Here is a 14841-nt window from a genome sequence, read left to right as displayed (position 1 = left end):
CGGAGCGTCTGGGAGTAGGCTCGCGCCATGACCGAATCAAAAGCGATGATTCTCGGCTGCGCCGGGAAGGCGATCACGCCGGACGAGATCCGCTTCTACCGGGAAGAGCGGCCTTGGGGGTTTATCCTGTTCGCGCGCAACATCGGCGAGCCCGAGCAGGTCCGTGATCTGGTCGCTTCGCTGCGTGACAGCATAGGCAGGCCGGAAGCCCCCGTCTTTATCGACCAGGAAGGCGGCCGGGTGCAAAGGTTGCGCCCGCCGATCGCGCCGAACTATCCGGCGGGAGCGGCCCTCGGCGCGCTCTATCGGCAGGACAGGGAGGCCGGCTTGCGCTCGACCTGGCTGTTGGCGCGACTCCATGCCTTCGACCTCCAGCGCCTCGGCATCACAGTGGACTGCCTGCCCGTTCTCGACGTTCCGATCGAGGGCGCAAGCGATGTGATCGGCACGCGTGCCTATGGCAAGGACCCTGAGACGGTGGCGGACCTCGGTCGCGCCGCAGCGAAGGGCCTGATGGCGGGTGGTGTCCTGCCCGTGATGAAGCATGTTCCCGGGCACGGCCGGGCTTTCTCGGATTCGCATCTTGCTCTGCCCGTCGTCGACACGCCGCTGGCCGAGTTGCGCACGCACGACTTCGCCCCCTTCAAGGCGCTGAGCCATCTGCCGGCGGCTATGACTGCCCATGTCGTCTATACGGCCGTCGATCCGGATCGGCCGGCCACCACGTCGGCCAAGGTCATCCAGGACGTTGTTCGCGGCGAGATCGGGTTTGACGGTCTGCTGATCAGCGACGACACCTCGATGAAGGCACTTTCTGGGGATTTCCCCGAGAAGGCGGCCGCGATCCTTGCAGCCGGCTGCGATCTGGTCCTTCACTGCAACGGTGTGATGGAAGAGATGACGGGCATCGCCTCGCGCACGACGGCGCTGGCCGGGAAGTCGCTGGAGCGCGCCCGGCGCGCGCTCGGCTACATCCGCGGCGGCGACGGAATGCAGGAAGCGGCGATCCGCGCTGAGTTCGCAAACTACTTCGAGGCGGTCGCGTAGTCCCGCCCGCAACAGGAGAGACCGGCAAGCGTGGCCGATACGAGAGAAGCCAGGAGGGCCAAAGCCGCGCCGATGGAGCCGCTCTGGACGGAGGGCGACGCTTCGCGCACAAGCAGCGAGCCGTCTCTGGTCGTCGACGTCGCCGGCTTCGAAGGCCCGCTCGATCTTCTGCTGCATCTGGCGCGAAACCAGAAGGTCGATCTGTCGCGCATCTCGATCCTGGCGCTGGCCGAGCAATATCTCACCTTCATCGAGCGTGTCCGCGCTCTGCGCCTCGAACTGGCCGCCGACTACCTGGTCATGGCGGCCTGGCTCGCCTTCCTGAAGTCGAAGCTGCTGATCCCCAAGCAGCCGGGCGAAGCCGGCGAGAGCGGCGAGGAACTGGCCGCCGTGCTGCAGTTTCGTCTCAAGCGGCTCGAGGCGATGCGCGATGCCGCCGCGCGCCTCGTCAATCGCAACCGGCTCGGCCGTGACGTGTTCGCCCGCGGCATGCCGGAGATGGTGATCGTCGAGCGCAAGAACGAATATTCCGCCACGCTCTACGACCTTTTGACCGCTTATGCCGGTCAGCGCCAGCGCCAGGCCGTCACCAATGTCCGCATAGCCAAGCGTGGCGTATGGTCGCTCAAGGAAGCGCGCGAGATATTGACCAGGCTCGTCGGCACCTTCTCGGATTGGACGGCGCTCGACCGGTTCCTCGTCGACTATCTGTCGACCCCGGAGGAGAGGTCGACGGCGATCGCCAGTTCCTTCGCCGCCAGCCTTGAGCTGGTGCGGGAAGGGCGGATCGAGATTCGCCAGGACGAGGCGTTCTCGCCGATCTATCTGCGCAACAGGCAGCCGGGCCCGAGGGCGATCGAGGTGGTGCCATGACCGATAGTGCCAACGCGACCGTGATCCCGTTCGTCATCGACGACGAAGAAGGCGAGAGCAACGGCAACCGGGCCGAACGCCTTTTCCTGTCGGAGGCGATCCGCATGGCAGAGGCAATCATCTTCGCCAGCGCCGAGCCGGTCACCGAAAGGGCGCTCGCGGCGCGATTGCCCGACTGCGTCGATCTGCGGCTGGCGCTGGGCGAGTTGCAGGCGGCCTACGACAAGCGCGGCGTCAATCTGGTCAAGGTCGGCGACGCCTGGGCGTTCCGTACCGCGAGCGATCTCGCCTTCCTGATGAGTCGGGACACGGTGCATCAGAAGAAGCTGTCGCGGGCGGCGCTCGAAGTGCTCGCCATCATCGCCTATCACCAGCCCGTCACGCGCGCCGAGATCGAGGATATTCGCGGCGTCGAAACATCGAAGGGTACGCTCGACACGCTGCTGGAGACCGAATGGGTCCGTATGCGCGGCAGGCGCAAAACCCCGGGCCGGCCGGTCACCTACGGCACCACCGAAAAGTTCCTCGACCACTTCCAGCTCGAGGAGATACGCGACCTGCCTGGCATGGAGGAACTGAAGGGCGCCGGGCTGCTGTCGACGCGCATGCCGTCCAACTTCTCCATACCGCAGCCGCCCGCCGACCCCGACGCGCTGACCGAGGACGAGGATCCTCTGACCGACATCGATCTGGAGGAACTCGGCCTGTTGACACCCCGCATCGAGAGTGATTGACCGGGGTAATCTTGGCCCCGGAGTTCAGCTTTTGACAGTCCAGGAAGGCTCGCGGGTATCGGCCGGCGTCACTTTCGCCGCCCGGCTGTACTTCGACAACATCACCCACACCTTCGGCAACGGCTCCGCGACGTTGCGCGGTATCTCGCTTGCGGCCGAGCCGGGCGAGGTGCTTTGCCTGCTCGGGCCGTCCGGCTCGGGCAAGACGACGTTGCTCAGGATCGCCGCCGGCATCGAGGCGCAGACCACCGGCCGCGTCCTGCTGAACGACAAGGAGATCGCCGGACCGTCGGTCTTCCTGCCGCCCGAGCAGCGGTCTATCGGCCTCGTCTTCCAGGATTTCGCGCTGTTTCCGCATCTGACGATCCTCGACAATGTGCGCTTCGGGCTGACCGCGCTGTCGCGCGAGGAGGCGAAGCGGGAGGCCATGATCGCGCTGTCGCGGGTCGGGCTCGATACCTATGCCGGCGCCTACCCGCATATCCTGTCGGGCGGCGAGCAGCAGCGCGTGGCGCTTGCCCGCGCCATAGCACCGCGTCCGGCGGTGCTGTTGATGGACGAGCCGTTCTCGGGCCTGGATTCGCGGCTCAAGGACGCCGTGCGGGCCGAAACGCTCGACATATTGCGTCGCAGCCGGGCGACCGCGATCGTCGTGACCCACGATGCGGAGGAGGCGATGCGCATGGGCGACCGTATCGCGCTGCTCAAGGATGGCCGGCTCAAGCAGGTCGGCCGCGCCGAGGAACTCTACCAGAAGCCGGCCGATCTCTTCGTCGCGGGGTTCTTCTCGGAGCTCAACGTCTTCGAGACGCGGGTTCAGGCGGGGAGCGCGGAGACCCCGGTGGGTCGTGTGGCGGCGCGGGGTTTCGCTGACGGCCAGAAGGTCACCGTAGCGGTGCGCATGTCGGGTTTCGACGTTGGCGAGGCGGAGGGCGAAATGCAGGCGAGGGTGCTGTCCCGGCGTTATCTCGGGGTGGTGGAATTGCTCGACCTTGCCGTGCCCGGCGCGGATACGCCGGTGCGCGCCAGGGTGAGGTGCGGCGCTTTGTCCTCCCAGGCGCGCGATATTTTCCTTTCCCTGAGGCGGTCGGACGTTCTTGTGTTTGAAACACGCGCCGAAAACGCATAGATCAGTACCGGGAAGATCCTTCGAAAGAGAGTGACAATGGGTTCGTTTTCGATTTGGCACTGGCTTATCGTGCTGGTGGTCGTGCTGCTGCTGTTCGGGCGCGGCAAGATCCCGGAACTGATGGGCGATATGGCCAAGGGCATCAAGAGCTTCAAGAAGGGCATGTCCGACGAGGATGCTGCCGACGATACCAAGACTGTCGAGCATCGCGCCGACGAGACGGTGACCTCCGCGAAGGAAAAGGCCAGCAAGGGCTGAGCGCCGGTTCCGCCGTAGCCGGATTGGATAGCCATGTTTGATATCGGCTGGACCGAGATGCTGGTGATTGCGGTCGTGATGATCGTGGTCGTCGGCCCGAAGGATTTGCCGCGCATGTTGCGGACTTTCGGAAAGACCACGGCCAAACTGCGTACCATGGCCGGTGATTTCCAGAAGCAGTTCAACGAGGCGCTGAAGGAGGCGGAGCTCGACGACGTGAAGAAGTCGGTCGATTCGCTGCGCACCCTCAATCCGATGGCGGAGATCCGCAAGCAGCTCAATCCGTTCGAGCAGGCTGCGGCGGACGTCAAGGCCGGCGTCGACTCCGCGTTGAAGCCTGCGCAGCCGGCTGCCGCCGACAAGGCGGCGTCGACGGAAGCGATCGGGAATGGCGTGGCCGATGGGCATGCCGCGGCTGCTCCGACCGGTCCGACGGAAATGCCGGCAGAGCCGGTATTCCCGGCCATGTCGGCGGAACCGGCTTCGCCCGTCACTGCACCTGCCGCCCCGCTGAAGGCAGGGCCGGCGGCCTTGCCGGCTCAAGCGCCGGCGGTAGAGGCGACTGCCGGCGAGGCAGCAGTCCCGGCCGGCAAGACCAAGGGGACACGCCAGGGCCAGTCAGGGGCCAAGGCCCCCGCAACGAAGGCGTCGGCCAAGACGAAACCGGCCGCGGCAGCGCCTGCCAAGGGCAAGCCTGCCGCGAAAGCCGCGGCAACCAAGAAAAACACGGCGGGAACCGCAAAGTGAGCAATTCCGAGCAGGACGAAATCGACAAGTCGTCGGCGCCGCTCATGGAGCATCTGATCGAGCTGAGGACGCGGCTGATCTGGTCGATCGGCGGTTTCTTCGTCGCTTTCCTGGTCTGCTTCTTCTTCGCCAAGCAGCTGTTCAATCTGCTCGTCATCCCGTTCAAATGGGCGACCCAATGGGCCGGCCTCGACCCGCAAAAAGTCGAACTGATCTATACGGCGCCGCAGGAGTTCTTCTTCACCCAGATCAAGCTGGCGATGTTCGGAGGCATGGTCATCGCCTTTCCGCTGATCGCCACGCAGATCTACAAATTTATCGCGCCAGGCCTCTATAGAAACGAGCGCGCGGCCTTCCTGCCGTTCCTGATCGCATCGCCCCTCCTTTTCCTGCTGGGGGGCGGGCTCGTCTATTTCTTCTTCACACCGATGGTCATGTGGTTCTTCCTGACCATGCAGCAGGCGGGTTCCGGCGACCAGGTGCAGATATCGTTGCTGCCTAAGGTTTCGGAATATCTCAGCCTGATCATGACGCTGATCTTCTCGTTCGGGCTGGTGTTTCAGCTCCCGGTCGTGACCACGCTGATGGCCCGCGTGGGGCTCCTGACGTCGGAAGGCCTTCGGGAGAAACGGAAATGGGCGATCGTGATTGCCTTCGTCGTCGCCGCGGTGCTGACCCCGCCCGATCCCGTCAGCCAGATCGGTCTTGCGCTGCCCACCATCCTTCTCTACGAGATCTCGATCCTGGCGGCACGCATGATCGAACGCAAACGCGAGGAGGAGCGCGCCGCGGCCGAGAAGAAGGCGGAAGGCGAGGCGGCCGAGGCCTGAACGGCATTCCCGCGCAGCGACCTGCCAAGCGCTTTGGCGGTCGCTTTGCAATCAGCCGCATCCTTACCCTCTCCACGTTTACCGTCGCTGCGGGTATGGAAGAAGGGTAGTGACCGCCGAGCGCCCGATTCTCCCTTTGAAACGACGGAGATCGCGGCTCGGACAATCCGAACGAGAACGGAATTCTGGACCCATGCTTGACATCAGATGGATTCGCGAGAACCCGCAGGCCCTGGTCGATGCTCTGGTGAAGCGTGGCCAGCCCTCCGAAGTCGCGCGATCGACCGTCGATGACCTCGTCGCCAGGGACGAAGCACGTCGTACCCACGTTTCCAGGCTTCAGGAGGCGCAGGAACGCCGCAACGCCGCATCGAAGGAGATCGGCAATGCGATGCGCAACAAGGACATGGCGCTTGCCGAGCGGCTCAAGGAAGAGGTCGGCGAGATCAAGGCCTTCATCCAGGGCGGCGAGGCGGAGGAGCGCCGGCTCGACAAGGAACTGGACGATGCGCTGGCCGTCATTCCCAACATCCCGCTCGACGATGTGCCGGTGGGCGAGGATGAACGCGGCAATGTCGAGTTGCGCAAGGTAGGCCAGCCGCGTGAGCGCGCGAACTGGACGCGCGAGCATTTCGAGATCGGCGAAGCGCTCGGCATGATGGATTTCGAGCGGGCGGCGAAGCTGTCCGGGGCCCGCTTCACCGTGCTGCGGTCGCAACTGGCCCGGCTGGAGAGGGCGCTTGGCCAGTTCATGCTCGACCTCCACACGACCGAGCACGGCTACACCGAGGTGCAGCCGCCGCTTCTGGTCCGCGACGAGGTTCTGTTCGGTACCAATCAGCTCCCCAAATTCGAGGAGGACCTGTTCTTCACCCCGCATGCGGGGGGGCGCCTCGGCCTGATCCCGACGTCGGAGGTGCCGCTCACCAACCTGGTGCGAGAGGAGATTCTTTCTCACGAGCAGTTGCCGTTGCGCTTCACGGCCCTGACCCCGTGCTTCCGTTCCGAGGCCGGGTCGGCGGGCCGCGACACGCGCGGCATGCTGCGCCAGCACCAGTTCTATAAGGTCGAGCTCGTGTCGATCACCGACCAGGAGTCGCTTGCCGAGCATGAGCGCATGACGGAATGCGCGGAAGCAGTGTTGAAGAAGCTCGAGCTGCCGTTCCGCACCGTCGTGCTGTGCACCGGCGATATGGGTTTCGGCGCGCGCAAGACCCACGACATCGAGGTCTGGCTGCCCGGCCAGAACACCTATCGCGAGATCTCGTCCTGCTCCGTCTGCGGCGATTTCCAGGCCAGGCGCATGGATGCGCGCTACCGTGCCCGGGACGAGAAGGGCACCCGCTTCGTCCATACGCTGAACGGTTCGGGCGTCGCGGTCGGCCGCGCGCTGATCGCCGTCATGGAAAACTATCAGGACGAGGACGGCGGCATATCCATCCCCACTGTGCTGCGCCCCTATATGGGCGGCCTGGAAAAGATCGAAGCGAAATAGCCATGCGTATCCTGCTCACCAATGACGACGGAATCCATGCAGACGGGCTGCGCACCCTGGAGCGCATTGCCCGCCGATTGTCCGATGACGTCTGGGTCGTCGCGCCCGAAACGGACCAGTCGGGCTATGCGCATTCGCTTTCGCTTTCGGAACCGCTGCGCCTGCGCAAGATCGACGATCGTCACTTTGCGGTGCGCGGTACGCCGACCGACTGCGTGATCATGGGGGCCCGCAAGTTGATGCCGGGCCTTCCCGACCTCATCCTGTCGGGAGTCAACTCCGGCTCCAATATCGCCGACGACGTCACCTATTCCGGCACCGTCGCCGGCGCCATGGAAGGGTGCCTCCTGGGTATCCGCTCCATCGCGCTCAGTCAGGCCTACAACGTGTCCAACCAGGAGCGCATCGTTCCGTGGGAGGTGGCGGAGGCGCATGCGCCGGCCTTGCTCGATCGGCTGATCGGTACCGAATTGCCGCAAGGCGTTTTCCTCAACGTCAATTTTCCCAATTGCCGGCCCGAGGAAGTGCGCGATACGGTGGTGACCAGTCAGGGCAAGCTGGTTCACGGATTGTGGATCGACGAGCGGGCGGACGGGCGTAACTTCCCCTACTACTGGCTGCGTTTCGGCCGCGAACCGGTTGAAAGCAAACCGGGAACCGACCTCGCCGCGTTGCGAGACAAGCAGATCTCGGTGACGCCGCTGAAGCTCGACCTGACCGCGCATGAAGTCAAGGACGCGCTGCAGAAGGCGATTGCATGATCAACGGCGCCGAGGATCGCGAAGGGTTTGCCGCATTCCTGCTGAGGCTGCGCGGCAACGGCATCGTGACCAAGGATCTCGTCGCCGCCTTCGAGGCGACGCCACGGCGCGCATTCATTCCCGGCCAGTGGCAGAGCCTGTCATGGTCGGACCGCATGATCCCGATCGAATGCGGGGAGGCGATCGAAGGCGCCGATCTTCAGGCGGCGGTGCTGCTCGCGCTCGACCTTCAGCCGGGTGTCCGCGTGCTCGAGATCGGTACCGGCACCGGTTTCACCGCCGCGGTGATGGCCCGCCTCGCCGCGCGGGTCGTCACCGTAGAGCGCTACAAGACGCTCACCGAACTCGCCAGGCAGCGTTTCGAAAATATCGGCCTGACCAATGCCTTCATCCGCCTCGCCGACGGCGGCAATGGACTGCCGGGCGAGGGACCCTTCGACCGGATCGTGGTGTGGACGGCCTTCGACAGCCTGCCTCGCCCCTTCGTCGACCAGTTGTCGAGCGGCGGCGTCATGATCGCCCCGATCGGACCGGGCGAGGGCGTGCAGGACGTCGCCAAGCTCACCAAGGTCGGCAGCCGGTTCGAACGCGAAGACATCGGCCAGGTCCGCCTGCAGCCGATCGCCAAGGGCGTCGCTGCCGCGATCTGACGGCAGTTCCCATTCCACGTCCCGCCTCCCGCCAGGCACAACCGCCATCGGTAGGGGGCCTTGCTGGCGTGGGGAAGCCTCCGCGGCGATCTCGATGAAGCCAGGCGCGCCTCAGCGCGTCCCCAGCCTGTTGATCGCGCCGGCGGCCTCGACAGCCAGCGGTGCGAAGCGGCGGCAGAACGTCTCGGCGTCCCATTCGCTGAGCGATGCGGCCACATGTATGGCGCCAAGCGGCCTGCCGTCCGGCGCCAGCACGGCCGTGGCGATGGCGACCTCGCCGAGGAGGATTTCCTCCACCGCCAGGGCGAAGCCGTTCTCGCGCGCCTCGTGAACCTTGGCCCATATCCGCTCCGGGTCGGTGATCGTCTTGGGCGTGATCTCGCGCCGATCCGAGCGCGCGATCACGTCGTCCACCTCGGCGTCGCTCAGATGCGCCATCACGGCGCGACCGCCTGATGTGCAGTAGATCGGCACGCTCTGGCCCACCAGGGTTGCAAAGAATGTCTCGCGTTTGCTCTGGAGCCGCGTCGCGTAGACGAGGCGCAAGCCGTCGACCAGGCTGAGGTCGACACGTTCGCGTACACTGCGGCGCAATTCCAGCAGCACCGGCGAAGCGCGCGAGACCAGCGGATTGAGCCGCAGGTAGTCGCGCGTGAAGTCGAGGATCCGGATGCCGGGCAGATAGCCCCTGTCGTCCGCGTCGCGCTCGATGAAGCCCAATTGCCTCAACGTGTGGACGACGCGTTGCGCGGCACTCTTGCCTACGCCTGCGATCGCGGCGATCTCGTTCAGCGTCAGTGGTCTTCCCGCCTCGTGGAAGGCCGAAAGCACCTGCATGGCGCGTCCGATCGCCTGCACGAACAGCGGGTCGTCTTCATCGATGTCGATGACCGGCCTGACCCCGTATTCCCCCTTTTGACTGTTCCGCAAGCCCACCTCCCCAAAAAGCGTTTGACTCCACCCCGATGGCAAACCTATCGTAACAGCGATACAAGTATATCGCCTAGCGATACAACCATCCTATCACGCATCTGCCGGGCGTCGACCCGAAAAATGCGTGATGCGGAAATTGGCTCGACGGCGATGCCGGTGTTTGTTGCAGACGAGGGGCAGCATGAGCAAACGGGTGGCGTTGGCCGGTTTTCTGCACGAGACGAATACGTTCGCGCCCTCCAAAGCCACCTTTGCACATTTCGAGCAGGGTGGCGGCTATCTTCCCCTGTCGCGGGGACACGAAATCCTCCCGCGTTGCAGAGGCGTCAATCTCGGTATTTCCGGGGCCCTCGCCCATGCCGGGCGGGAGGGCTGGGAAATCGTTCCGGTATTGTGGACAGGAGCAATACCGTCCGCCCATGTGACCCGTGACGCATACGAATCCATTGCCGGCGAGATCGTGGCCGGCATCGCCGCGGCGGGTCGGCTCGACGGCGTGTTCCTCGATCTCCACGGGGCCATGGTGGCGGAGCATCTCGACGACGGCGAGGGCGAGTTGATCGCCCGGATACGCCGGGTCGTGGGGGCCGACGTTCCGATCGCCGCCAGCCTCGATCTGCACGGCAATACAACCGGACTGATGGTCGAGAAAGCGGATCTTCTGGTGGCCTTCCGAACCTATCCGCATGTGGATATGGCCGAAACCGGCAGGCGCGCCGCGGAAGGCTTGGCCATGCTGATGAAGCGCGGAAAACCGTTCGCCAAGGCGTTCCGCCGTTTGCCTTATCTGATCCCGATTCCCTGGCAATGCACCGGCCTCGAGCCGGCAAGGAGCCTTTACGCCGAGACGGCCGGGCTCGAAGGCGGCGAGATCGCGAGCGTCTCCTACTGGATGGGTTTTCCCGCGGCCGACATCGCAGAGTGCGGCCAGAGCATCGTCGTCTATGGCGAGACGCAGCAAGCCGCCGACCGTGCGGCCGATCATCTTTACGCGCGCGTACTGGCGAGTGAAGGCGCCTTTGCCGGCCGTGCCTATGAACCGGACGAGGGGGTTCGCGAGGCGATCCGCATTGCTGGCGCGGCGCGCAGGCCCGTGGTGATCGCCGACACGCAGGACAACCCCGGTGCCGGCGGCGATTCCGACACGACCGGCATGCTGCGTGCGCTGCTGCGCAACGGAGCCGGGAACGCGGCCATCGGCATGATCGTCGATCACCAGGCGGCGCGTGCCGCGCATGCGGCCGGTGAAGGGGCGGAAATCGCCATAGCTCTCGGCGGACGGTCGGGCGTCGCCGGGGATGCGCCGCTCGAGGGCACGTTCCGCGTCGAGAAGGTCGTGAGCGGAGACCTGCACGCCACCGGTCCGTACTACGGCGGAACGCATATGAATGTCGGCCTGTCCGCGTGCCTGGCCATAGACGGCGTGAAAGTGGTGGTCGCCACGCACAAGGCGCAGATGGCGGATCTGGCAATGTACCGGTTCGTCGGCATCGAGCCGACCGAGAAAGCCATATTGGTCAACAAGAGCTCGGTCCATTTCCGCGCCGACTTCGAGCCGATCGCCGAGACCGTTCTCGTCTGCACGGCGCCGGGTCCCATGCCGCTGGATCCCGCCGACCTCGCCTGGACCAGGCTTGCCGAGGGCATGCGCCTGTCGCCGAACGGACCTGCCTATCGACGATCCGTCCATCCTCGAACGATGGAGGCATGACGGAAAGGGAGAAACGCTATCGGGGCGTCATGTCAACGCGCGCGAATTCACTGTCAACGAAAAAGGGGAACATCATGTTGCGTATTCAGGAGAGACTTCACAGCTTTAACCGCCATGTGCGCGGCGCAGCCTTGGGGCTGCTGGCCGGCGCCGCGCTCTCGGCCGGCCTCGGCGTCGCGAGCCAGGCCCAGGCCGAAGGCAAGACCATCACAGCCGTCATGCATTCGGGTCTGCGTGTGCTTGATCCGATCATCACGACCGCGCACATCACGCGAAACCACGGCTACATGATCTACGACGTGCTGGTTGCGGTGGACGAGGTTTTCAGGCCGCAGCCGCAGATGGCCGACTGGACGACGACAGACGATGGCCTCACCTACACCTTCACCCTGCGCGACGGCCTGAAGTTCCATGACGGCGCTCCGGTCCGCGCGGCCGATGCCGTCGCTTCGCTGAAGCGCTGGGGCAAGAGGGATTCGGGCGGCCAGTTGATCTTCGATGTCACCGACAGCCTCGAAGCCAGGGACGACAAGACGATCGTCTGGACGCTGAAGAGCCCGTTCCCCGCACTGCTCGACATTGTTGGCAAGCAGTCGGCCGTTCCGCCCTTCATCATGCCCGAACGTGTGGCGAGCGGTTCGGCCGACGAGGCGATCACCGATTACACCGGCTCCGGTCCCTTCGTCTTCGTGCAGGAAGAATATCAGCCGGGCGTTTCCGTCACCTACAGGAAGTTCGAGGATTATGTGCCGCGCAGCGAGGCGCCGAACTGGATGGCGGGCGGCAAGAAGGTCAATGTCGACACGGTGAAATGGGTGACGATGCCCGACGCCCAGACCGCCATCAACGCCATCATGTCCGGCGAGATAGACTACATCGAGATGGTGCAGATCGACCTTCTGCCCATTCTTCAGTCCAGCGAAGACGTGACAGTCGAGGTGCGCGAGCCGTTCGGCTACCAGACCATGGGCCGTATGAATTTCAAGCACCCACCTTTCGACAACGTCAAGATCCGCCAGGCTGCCCAGATGGCGCTGAGCCAGGCCGACGTCCTGGGCACGCTCATCGGCAACCCCGAATACTACAAGGCCTGCGGCGCGATCTTCGGCTGCGGAACGCCGCTTGCCGATGAGGCCGGCTCCGAGATGCTGACGTCGGGCGGCAACATCGAGGGTGCCAGGAAGCTGCTCCAGGAGGCCGGCTATGATGGGACGCCCGTCGTCCTGATGCAGCCGACCGACGTGGTGACCTTGTCCTCCCAGCCGGTCGTGGCGGCGCAGGCCTTGCGCAATGCCGGCTTCAACGTCGACATGCAGGCAATGGACTGGCAGACGCTCGTCACGCGCCGTGCCAGCCAGGCCAAGCCGTCCGAAGGCGGCTGGAACATGTTCTTCACCAACTGGATGGTGCCCGAGGTCAACTCGCCGCTGATCAGCCCCATGCTGAACGGCCGCGGCGACAAGGCCTGGTTCGGATGGCCAGAAGACGACCAGCTCGAAGCGCTGCGCGCCGAGTTCATCGCCGCCGACTCTTCCGAGAAGCAGAAGGAAGTCGCGGTGAAGATTCAGAAATATACTTTGGAGAACGTCGTCTATGTGCCGCTTGGCCAGTATCTGTCGCCCCAGGCGCGCAGCAACAAGGTCACGGACATGATCCCGTCTCCGGTCCCTGTCTTCTGGAACATTCAGAAGGCCGACTGACCGCGGCCCGTCGGGAGTTCGGTTGACCCGTCTCCCGTCCGCAAAGCCGATCCGGCGCCGCCCCTGGCCGTTCTTCTCCTCGCCATGCGTGGAGAAGCGGGCGCTGGCGGGGCGGCCGCCCTCATCGACAACCAGGCGCGACATTCATGCTAGGCTACATCGTTCGGCGCATCCTGGCCGTCATCCCGGTCATGATCATCGTCGCCATCTTCGTGTTCCTGCTGCTGCGGCTCACGCCCGGCGACCCCGCCGCGATCATCGCCGGCGACATGGCCACGCCGGCGCAGCTCGAGCGGATACGCACCTCGCTCGGCCTCTCCGAACCGCTCCACGTGCAGTTCGTCACCTGGGCCGGATTGCTGCTTCGCGGCGACCTCGGCACCTCGTTGATCTCCAACATGCCGGTCACGCAGATGATCGGCCAACGCATGTGGCCGACCTTCAACATCGCCGTGCTGACCATCTTGCTTTCCGTTGCGATCGCAGTACCGATGGGGGTGCTCGCCGCCTGGCGGCATCGCACCTGGGCCGACTACGCGGTGATGACCTTTTCCGTGCTCGGCTTCTCCATTCCAGTATTCGTCATTGGCTATCTGTTCATACATGCCTTCGCCGTCGAACTGCGCTGGCTGCCCGTGCAGGGCTATTCGCCGCCCTCGGCGGGCTTCGGCAAGTTCCTTGCGCGCGCCATCCTGCCCTCCCTGACGCTCGCCACCATCTATGTCGCCCTGATCGCCCGCATGACGCGGGCTTCCATGCTGGATGTTCTCGGCGAGGATTACATCCGCACGGCTCGCGCGAAGGGCGTTAAGGAGAGGGCCGTGCTGTTCCGTCACGCACTGCGCAACGCCGCCGTGCCGATCATGACCATCATCGGGACCGGCTTTGCATTGCTCATCGGCGGCGTGGTCGTCACCGAGAGCGTGTTCAACATCCCCGGGATCGGGCGGCTCACGGTCGACGCCATACTGGCGCGCGACTACCCCGTCATCCAGGGCATGATCCTGCTGACGAGTGCGCTCTACGTGCTCGTCAACCTCGTCATCGACCTGTCCTACACCTTCATCGATCCAAGGATCCGCTACTGATGGTCGCTTCTCAGCAACCGGCGGCGCGGCTGCAGTGGCTGTTCGGCGCGATCGCCCTGCCGCGGCGCTGGCGTGTCGGCGCAGGCCCCGTCATCGCCGCCGCGGTACTCGCCGCGATAGTCCTGGTGACGCTGCTCGCCCCGTTCATCGTGCCCCACGATCCCATGGCCATGGACGCGGTGCAGCGCCTGAAGGGGCCGAACGATATCTATCCGCTGGGAACGGACGCCTTTGGACGGGATGTCCTTTCGCGCGTGCTGACGGGCGGCCGCATCTCGTTGTTCATCGGCATCGGAACGGCGGTCGTGAACGTCCTTGTCGGGCTTCTGATAGGGCTCGTTTCCGGCTTCTTCCGCCTGGCGGACGCGATCGTCATGCGCGTCATGGACAGTCTTATGGCGATCCCGTCCATCCTGCTCGCCGTGGCGCTCGTTGCCCTCAACGGCCCGAGCATCTGGTCGGTCATGGCCGCGATCGCCATTCCGGAGATCCCGCGTGTCGTGCGGCTCGTCCGTTCGGTGGTGCTGTCGGTGCGCGAGGAGCCTTACGTCGAGGCGGCCATCTCGCTCGGTTCCTCCATGCCGAAGATCCTTTGGCAGCACCTGATGCCCAACACGCTGGCGCCACTCATCGTGCAAGGCACCTATATCTGCGCCTCGGCGATCCTGACCGAAGCGATCCTGTCTTTCCTCGGCGCGGGCGTTTCCACCGAGATTCCCACCTGGGGAAACATCATGGCCGAGGGCAGGACCTATTTCCAGCTCAAGCCGTCGCTGATCTTCTGGCCCGGCCTGATGCTGTCGCTCTGCATATTGTCCATCAACCTGCTTGGCGATACCGCGCGCGATCTTCTCGATCCGCGTCTGAAGAAGCGTGAGGGCTGAC

The 14841-nt window shown here is 64.8% G+C and carries 15 protein-coding genes; 14 read left to right on the top strand and 1 reads right to left on the bottom strand.

Going from position 1 to position 14841, the window contains the following annotated elements:
• Positions 1-27: 27 nt before the first annotated feature.
• The 10 genes from nagZ (at position 28) to JN302_RS24880 (ending at position 8524) form a co-directional block, all read left to right on the top strand.
• Positions 28-1047, top strand: a complete 1020-nt coding sequence (nagZ, locus tag JN302_RS24925) for a beta-N-acetylhexosaminidase (protein ID WP_202329496.1) — start codon at positions 28-30, stop codon at positions 1045-1047.
• Between the two features lie 72 nt (positions 1048-1119).
• Positions 1120-1920: a segregation and condensation protein A gene (locus tag JN302_RS24920; protein WP_202315034.1), complete on the top strand. Its 801-nt coding sequence runs from the start codon at positions 1120-1122 to the stop codon at positions 1918-1920.
• Complete coding sequence (gene scpB / locus JN302_RS24915) at positions 1917-2654, top strand: SMC-Scp complex subunit ScpB (protein WP_202329495.1); 738 nt, start codon at positions 1917-1919, stop codon at positions 2652-2654. Before JN302_RS24920 ends, scpB begins: the two co-directional genes overlap by 4 nt.
• Positions 2655-2685: 31 nt before the next feature.
• On the top strand, positions 2686-3783 hold the full coding sequence (locus tag JN302_RS24910) for an ABC transporter ATP-binding protein (RefSeq protein WP_202329494.1): 1098 nt from the start codon (positions 2686-2688) through the stop codon (positions 3781-3783).
• Positions 3784-3819: 36 nt separating this feature from the next.
• Positions 3820-4041 (top strand): twin-arginine translocase TatA/TatE family subunit, encoded by a 222-nt coding sequence (locus tag JN302_RS24905; protein WP_202306297.1) that lies wholly within the window; start codon positions 3820-3822, stop codon positions 4039-4041.
• A gap of 33 nt (positions 4042-4074) precedes the next feature.
• Positions 4075-4788: a Sec-independent protein translocase protein TatB gene (tatB, locus tag JN302_RS24900; RefSeq protein ID WP_202329493.1), complete on the top strand. Its 714-nt coding sequence runs from the start codon at positions 4075-4077 to the stop codon at positions 4786-4788.
• A gap of 44 nt (positions 4789-4832) precedes the next feature.
• Positions 4833-5618 carry a twin-arginine translocase subunit TatC gene (gene tatC, locus JN302_RS24895; RefSeq protein ID WP_202334439.1) on the top strand — a complete coding sequence of 262 codons (786 nt, stop codon included), beginning with the start codon at positions 4833-4835 and terminating at the stop codon, positions 5616-5618.
• 193 nt (positions 5619-5811) lie between these two features.
• On the top strand, positions 5812-7113 hold the full coding sequence (gene serS / locus JN302_RS24890) for a serine--tRNA ligase (RefSeq protein WP_202329492.1): 1302 nt from the start codon (positions 5812-5814) through the stop codon (positions 7111-7113).
• Between the two features lie 2 nt (positions 7114-7115).
• Complete coding sequence (surE, locus tag JN302_RS24885) at positions 7116-7874, top strand: 5'/3'-nucleotidase SurE (RefSeq protein WP_202329491.1); 759 nt, start codon at positions 7116-7118, stop codon at positions 7872-7874.
• Positions 7871-8524 carry a protein-L-isoaspartate(D-aspartate) O-methyltransferase gene (locus tag JN302_RS24880; protein ID WP_202329490.1) on the top strand — a complete coding sequence of 218 codons (654 nt, stop codon included), beginning with the start codon at positions 7871-7873 and terminating at the stop codon, positions 8522-8524. Before surE ends, JN302_RS24880 begins: the two co-directional genes overlap by 4 nt.
• Positions 8525-8635: 111 nt before the next feature.
• Here the strand turns inward: JN302_RS24880 and JN302_RS24875 are convergent, their stop codons facing one another.
• On the bottom strand, positions 8636-9454 hold the full coding sequence (locus tag JN302_RS24875) for an IclR family transcriptional regulator (RefSeq protein ID WP_202329489.1): 819 nt from the start codon (positions 9452-9454) through the stop codon (positions 8636-8638).
• A gap of 184 nt (positions 9455-9638) precedes the next feature.
• Here JN302_RS24875 and JN302_RS24870 point away from each other — a divergent pair, with 184 nt between their 5' ends.
• The 4 genes from JN302_RS24870 to JN302_RS24855 all read left to right on the top strand — a co-directional run bounded on the left by JN302_RS24870 (position 9639) and on the right by JN302_RS24855 (position 14840).
• Positions 9639-11168 (top strand): M81 family metallopeptidase, encoded by a 1530-nt coding sequence (locus JN302_RS24870; protein WP_202329488.1) that lies wholly within the window; start codon positions 9639-9641, stop codon positions 11166-11168.
• A gap of 74 nt (positions 11169-11242) precedes the next feature.
• Complete coding sequence (locus tag JN302_RS24865; protein ID WP_202306280.1) at positions 11243-12868, top strand: ABC transporter substrate-binding protein; 1626 nt, start codon at positions 11243-11245, stop codon at positions 12866-12868.
• Positions 12869-13014: 146 nt separating this feature from the next.
• Complete coding sequence (locus tag JN302_RS24860) at positions 13015-13956, top strand: ABC transporter permease (RefSeq protein WP_202306277.1); 942 nt, start codon at positions 13015-13017, stop codon at positions 13954-13956.
• Entirely contained in the window at positions 13956-14840 is an 885-nt protein-coding gene (locus tag JN302_RS24855) for an ABC transporter permease (RefSeq protein ID WP_202329487.1), read from the top strand. Before JN302_RS24860 ends, JN302_RS24855 begins: the two co-directional genes overlap by 1 nt.
• Position 14841 lies beyond the last annotated feature (1 nt).

The organism is Mesorhizobium sp. L-8-3 (assembly GCF_016756615.1).
GTDB lineage: Bacteria > Pseudomonadota > Alphaproteobacteria > Rhizobiales > Rhizobiaceae.
Note: the sequence above shows the minus strand (reverse complement) of the source record. Positions and strands in the feature narration are given on the sequence as shown.